This window comes from Lysinibacillus sp. VIII_CA (assembly GCF_049943995.1).
In the GTDB taxonomy this organism is placed as follows: domain Bacteria; phylum Bacillota; class Bacilli; order Bacillales_A; family Planococcaceae; genus Lysinibacillus; species Lysinibacillus pinottii.
On sequence record NZ_JBNFXM010000010.1, the window covers coordinates 157461 to 163828 of the forward strand.

The window sequence follows — 6368 nt, forward strand, 5'->3', positions numbered from 1 at the left end:
GTTGAAGAAGCGGAAGGTGAGTGGGATGAAATTTTTAGATGAAAAGATTATTGCATTAAGAAACGAAATGAGAGATCAGGAACGACATGAGTTAGCCCAGCAGCAAGCGGCATTACAAGTGGAACAGGAGCCTGAACAAGACGAACAGGACAATCTACAAGAAGTTGATATTTACCAAAATATTATCACCATTGATGATGAGGAAGTCCAGGTGATAGAGCAACCATTATTGGACGGCAAAATGATTATACGAATGCCAAAGCTATTTTCTATTATGTCTGCTGAACTAGCGTCCTTAAAGTACCCATCAGAGCGTAGACCAAATCTAATTTACACAGATACCTCCTCATCAATCAATCTTGCCTTCAATCTGACACCACATCGCTTAAACGAGGACGGAGTCGCTGCATTTCAAGAAAATATGATGGACATCCTTGAACAAGCTCAACCTTCAGCAGATTGGTTGGATACAGATGTTCAGAAGATCGATGGCAAAACGGTAGGCTTTTTAGAGGTCATTACACCTGCCATTGATGGAGAAATTTTTAATTTAATGTTCTTTGCCTCCGTAGAAGGGCGAGCACTTATTGGAACGTTTAATTGTATGGAGGATGATCTTGACACTTGGCGCCCTATCGCGAGAGCTATGATGGAATCCTTACAATTCACTTCAAGTGAAGGGAAAGGAGGGGCAGTTCTATGAGTGGTGCAGTGACGACTTATCATCATATAAAAATATCGCCATTCGAGCTTGTCAGCATTCAAGAGCTAAGCCTTACAAAAAAAATGAACGAACATGCTAGGTTACGTTTTACTGGGATTGTGCCTGAAGAGGCGAGAGATACATATGTCGAAATGACAGAGGCACAATCTGCCATTGAAGTAAACCAGCTTAACCATCTCGGTGTCCCTTCTCCCTTATTTAAAGGTGTTATTTTAAATGTGAAGGTTAGCTCAGTGCGTGGCATCTATTATATAGAGGTCGAAGCGGCTTCTAGTACCCATCAGCTAGATATTAAAAAGAAAAATCGCTCCTATCAGGATAAGGAAATGACCTATAAGGCTTTATTCAAACTGTTAAATCCTGTTTATCCTGGTCTTGATGTTATTGATGAAGCTACAAAAGGTGCTAAATTAGAAAAGTTTACTCTTCAATATTACGAAACAGATTGGGAATTTTTAAAAAGACTAGCCTCTCGTTTTAATACGGGGCTCGTGCCTGCTGCTACCTTTGACAAGCCAAAGTTCCATTTTGGTGTTCCAGCTGGTAGTGCTCAAGGAAAGCTAGAAGATTATCATTACACGACCAGAAAAAAAATAGCAGACTATCTACTATATACAGAGAATGGTAATGAAGGAATGGGCGAGCATGACTTCCTTTACTATGAGGTGGAAAGTGACAAGGTACTTCAGATAGGAGACCACGTTACATTTAATAAGCAAACACTTTATATATATGAAGCATATACAACTATGAAGGATGGCTTGCTGAAACATTACTATACACTGTCAACGAAAAATGGCATGAAAAAAAGTGAGCTATTTAACACGGATATTTCCGGCTTGTCCTTAGAAGGAAAAGTGTTAGAAGTCGCAAAGGATCATATTAAGGTACATTTAGCTATTGATGACAAGCAGGATAAGGGAAAGGCACATTGGTTCCTTTACTCAACGGGCTATACAGCTGAGGGACATAGTGGCTGGTATTGTATGCCGGAAATCAATGATTTTGTCCACATCTATTTTCCTTCTCACCGTGAGGAAGAGGGGATTGCTAGTACCTCAATACGAAAAAACTTGGATACAACGGCCACTAATAAACTAGACGATCCTTCGACGAAATATTATCGGACAGCCTTTGGTAAAGAGATTAAATTAAGTCCAACAGAAATTCTCATTACCGCACAGGATGGCGATATTTTTATTCGTTTAAATGAAGCAAACGGTATCGAAATTTATAGCAAAAAAGAGATTAAGCTTATATCTGAGGCAGATATTACGGTGAATGCTAGCAAAAAAATCCTTATGTCTGCAGAGGAAGAAATTTCATTACAATGTAAAGAAAGTAAAATTACTATGAATGGCAGTGTGCAAATTTTTGGAAAAGAAGTAAAAGCCAATTAAAGATGAACAAAAGAGAAAGAAGGAGTCACAAATGCAGGCACAGGAAATTTTACAGCATTTTTATGACACAGAAGTAGAAAAAAGAAGATTGAACTATCTTTTGCTGCTCGAGGATTTTTTCCAAGCCTCCAAAGACAAGCTAGCCGAGGAATTTAGGTCGTCCTTTCAAAAGGTATGTCAGCAACTAGCCCAGCAGCAATCGCTTCACCAGAAAGGACCAATTGCCCATATTACATTTTCGATGCTACGCACAGAGCTATTGGAGAGAAATCCGCACTATTTAGTAGAGGCTACGGACGACGAATGGTTTTTTGACCTACAACCTCTTTTAACTACCTATGATGCTAGCTGGGTGCATCATTATTTAGAGCAATACATCCAAGAGCTAAGTTTGTATAGCAAAACCTTTATGGGGGCAATTACGCAAGCAGATATTGATCGCATTAGACTCCAGGATGCCAATCATTTTCACCAATATTTAATAAGTCTTGCTAGATATGCGCTACCCGACATCATCAGATGTCCAGAATATTTAGCACTGGAGCGGGATGTGGCTGTCGAAATCCGTATAGGTGAGTTTATGGATATGAACGAAGTAGTTTATAGCGAGGACTTTTCATCGAAGGATAGTGATGAAATAAAGGCTTGGTTAGAAGAAAAGCTAGAGGATGCATATCCATATGAGGTATTTAATCAATTACGCTTAGCTGACGGAACGTATGAGGGCTTGGATATGCGCTATGCCTTTTTTCAGAAAACCAATTTAACCAACTGTCGTATGCGTGAATGTCTGTTGATAGGCGCCAATTTTAGGGAAAGTCAGCTAATGGACACTGATTTGAGCTTCAGTGCCATTCATGAGGCGGATTTTAGCAATAGTCAGTTACAGGGAGCCAATTTTCAACAAGTACAGGGAGCCAGTGGTTTGCTAGATCGCCAGAAATGGGAAACACCAGGCTATTTACCGCTTCGTTTTACAAATGCGAATTTAGAAGGCGCTAATTTTGAGCTAGCAAATTTACGAGGGGCCAACTTTATGGGAGCAAATGTAAGGAATACGAATTTTACAGGGGCAAATTTAGAAAAGGCCATGTTTTCTAAGGAGGCTCAGCAATATTTAAAGCTAGATCCATTCCAATCAGCAAGTGTCATTTGGAAGTAGATATGGTGAAAAAGGAGAAGAAAAATGAACTATTTTATTCTATCTCAGGATGAACGCATCTCAAATGCTGTCGAGCCTGTTGGTATAGCCCAAGTGATAAAAAAAGAGCTACTTACAATTGAAAGAATGGAGGAATTAGAGGAGCTCGAACGCCAATTTCCTGTATTAGAGAAAGGCGAGATGGTATATACAGATTTGATTGAAAAGCCAATCATGCTCCTTTCTGATGCTGTTAAACAATTAGTGGAAAAATATGAACCACAAATGCCATTCAAAGCGGTTGTTCTCATGGATATACCTAAAGTAATGCAAACGTTATATTGGCTAGTTATTCCACCAAAAGTTCCTTGTCTCTCTGCTCAAACTGAATTTCATCTGGATGGAACGTTAAAAAAATTAGTAATAGACGAGCATTTAGCAGCCCCTTATCCGATCTTTCAAATTGAGGGAATTAAAGAACATTATATAGTAGTTAATATTGAATTAGCCGAGAGCATTCTTCGCCGAGATTTTAGGGGAATACGATTACGGAAAATACAAACTGAAGGAAGATGGAACGATATTCTGGCAGTAGGAAAATAGGTTGAAAAGGGCAAGAAGCGAAAAGGAAATAATTATTTTCTAATCATCGTCAACGATGTTTAGTAAAAGTTACAACAGCTTACGTATAGAAAGGATGGTTTTTCGATGTCAGAAGAATTGCAGACAAAGGGTGGCGACCAACGGAGCTATGTAGTAGCTGGTGCCAAATTATCCTGCTCGCAAGGTGATCAAACAAGTATATTAAAAATGCCAGTCAGCCATGGGGTTTATACGAAAAATAAGGCACAGATGAATACGATGGATTATAAGCCTCATGTCAATATTCAACCATTTGGCTTATGCCAAACATTAGCGAATCCAATAGTTGCGGCGGCCACTGCTGACAATAATGGTGTTTTAAAGCCGATGCCCTGTACACCAGTCATCACGATGCCTTGGATTAATGGCAAGAATGATCAACTAATTGAAAATCATCCAGCGTTAATTAGTCAATCTATTAATATGTGTATGTATTGTGGAACGATAAAAGTAGAAGATGATGGACAAGAATAATCCATTGTCCCTTGAGGAAAGAAGGGAATTCATGTGAACACATACGAGGAAGTAATCGGATACGGTGAGCTTGAACTCGTATCCCCCTATGAAGTCCAGACGTTGCATCATCTTATGTTGACCCAAACAGTGAATGACCACGCAAGGTTAACTATAAAGGGGTTCATCCCTGCTGAAAAGAAAGACAGTTGTATGCGACATGCTAGTACGTCAGATCGAATAGAGCTATTTCAAAAAAATAAAGGGCAACGAATACGCACACTTTTTAAAGGTCAGGTTACAGAAATGGCTGTACGTATGGTGAGGGGAGTATATCAAATTGAACTAGAGGCTGTATCATCTACATTCACCCTAGACTTTAAACAAAAATACCGTTCCTTTCAGCATAATAAAATGACTTATCAGGCACTGTTAAAAAAGGTTTTGAAAGACTACTCAGGTGCAGATGTCATTGATACTGTGTCGAAGGCTACTCCTCTCAAGCAGTTTATATTACAATATAAAGAGACGGATTGGCAATTTTTACAACGTATGGCGTCCCATTTTCGGACAGTGCTAATCCCTGCAGTGGATGCGGATAAGCCGAAGTTCTGGTTTGGGCTACCTGAAGGACGAATGGAAAAGCTATCAGTGGCAAATTATGAAATTTTAAAGGATCGCTCTAAGTTTTTACATAGTAGGCATAATGACATCGATCAGCCAATAGAGGAGCGGGATACCGTCGCCTATGTGATCGAGTCTAAAAAGACTTTAAAGCTAGGTGATCGTGTGCAGCTCCAAGGTAAGGAGCTGGTGGTAGCCAAATCCATCGCCCAAATGAAGCAAGGCATTCTTACCTATGAGTATCATTTGCTGTTCAAAAAAGGCATACGTCAAGACAGACGAAGTATTCCGTTTCTACCAGGTACTGCAATTGAAGGAAAGGTGTTAGAGGTCAAAAAGGATCAGGTACGACTCCATCTCAGCATGGATGAGGCGCAAAAAAAGGAAGAAGCTACCTGGTTCCCATTGGCTACGCCATATACAGCAGAAGGACACAGTGGTTTTTACAGTCCGCCAGAGGTGGGCGATCATGTTCATCTTGCCTTCCCGACACATCGCGAGGAAGCTGCGATTGTTCGCCACAGTGTACGAAAAGGTGGCGAGGCCAACCCAAAAACGGCTGATCCGAAAACGTCTTATTGGGGTACGCCAAAAGGGAAGGACATGAAGCTAGATCCACAATCCGTGACATTTACGGCCAAGGAGGGTGCTGTTTTTCTGCAGCTTCATCAGGACAGCGGCATCACTGTGCATAGTAAGCCCTCCCTGCTAGTCAAAGCGAATGACACGATCACCTTCGCAGGGAAGCGAGTGTCCATGAGTGCAGCCGAATCCATGCGATTCACCTGCGGCTCCAGTAGTATAGTGTTTGACGGCATTACGGATATCCAGGGACAAGCGGTCACGATGGAAGGGTCCATCAAAGCCCCTGTGTCAGTCGCTTCACAGGAAGAAGAAGCAGACCTCGATTCCGCCCTAGACATGATGGGGATGATCCCTGTTGGTGGGGGTGATGCTTAATGGGTCTATTAGGATTAGCAGGAAGCTTACTGGGGATGATTCCAAAAGTAGGCTCCCCAAGTGGCAAGAAAAAAGGAAAGAGCGGAGGATCGAAAGGGAAGAGCTCCAAGAAATCCTCCAAAAAGAAAAGCTCCACTAAGAAAAAACAAAAGAAATCGAGTAAAAAGAAGAAAAAGAAAAAACGCAAGAAGAAAAAGAAAAAGTGGGGGAAATTCTTTACCAAGGCCCGGAAGCTAAAAAATAGTTTATCCAAGAGTAAATTGGTGAAACGGGCGAAGAAGGCCATTAAAAAAGCGATTCTGACCACGAAAAAGGTTGTGAAAAAAGCAAAGGCGGCTGTGACAAAAGCCAAGCAACAGGTAAAGGCCGCTGTCAAACAAACGAAGCAGGTAGTGAAGGAAAAGGTACTACCAGTGGTGAAAAA

At 41.0% G+C, this 6368-nt stretch carries 7 protein-coding genes; all 7 read left to right on the forward strand.

Annotated elements, in window-relative coordinates:
- Window positions 1-25 precede the first annotated feature (25 nt).
- Window positions 26-703 carry a hypothetical protein gene (locus ACP3VS_RS15105; RefSeq protein ID WP_236249555.1) on the forward strand — a complete coding sequence of 226 codons (678 nt, stop codon included), beginning with the start codon at window positions 26-28 and terminating at the stop codon, window positions 701-703.
- The gene (locus ACP3VS_RS15110) at window positions 700-2124 is read left to right on the forward strand and encodes a hypothetical protein (RefSeq protein ID WP_200990527.1); all 1425 of its coding nucleotides are present in this window, start codon (window positions 700-702) and stop codon (window positions 2122-2124) included. Before ACP3VS_RS15105 ends, ACP3VS_RS15110 begins: the two co-directional genes overlap by 4 nt.
- A gap of 31 nt (window positions 2125-2155) precedes the next feature.
- On the forward strand, window positions 2156-3286 hold the full coding sequence (locus tag ACP3VS_RS15115; RefSeq protein ID WP_012295137.1) for a pentapeptide repeat-containing protein: 1131 nt from the start codon (window positions 2156-2158) through the stop codon (window positions 3284-3286).
- Window positions 3287-3310: 24 nt separating this feature from the next.
- On the forward strand, window positions 3311-3868 hold the full coding sequence (locus ACP3VS_RS15120; RefSeq protein WP_012295136.1) for a hypothetical protein: 558 nt from the start codon (window positions 3311-3313) through the stop codon (window positions 3866-3868).
- Between the two features lie 105 nt (window positions 3869-3973).
- Window positions 3974-4381, forward strand: coding sequence for a DUF4280 domain-containing protein (locus tag ACP3VS_RS15125; RefSeq protein ID WP_012295135.1), 408 nt, complete (start codon window positions 3974-3976; stop codon window positions 4379-4381).
- A gap of 33 nt (window positions 4382-4414) precedes the next feature.
- Window positions 4415-5944 carry a contractile injection system protein, VgrG/Pvc8 family gene (locus ACP3VS_RS15130; RefSeq protein WP_200990526.1) on the forward strand — a complete coding sequence of 510 codons (1530 nt, stop codon included), beginning with the start codon at window positions 4415-4417 and terminating at the stop codon, window positions 5942-5944.
- A partial coding sequence (locus ACP3VS_RS15135; protein ID WP_426389119.1) for a hypothetical protein occupies window positions 5944-6368 on the forward strand: 425 nt, incomplete at its 3' end. The genes ACP3VS_RS15130 and ACP3VS_RS15135, both read left to right, overlap by 1 nt.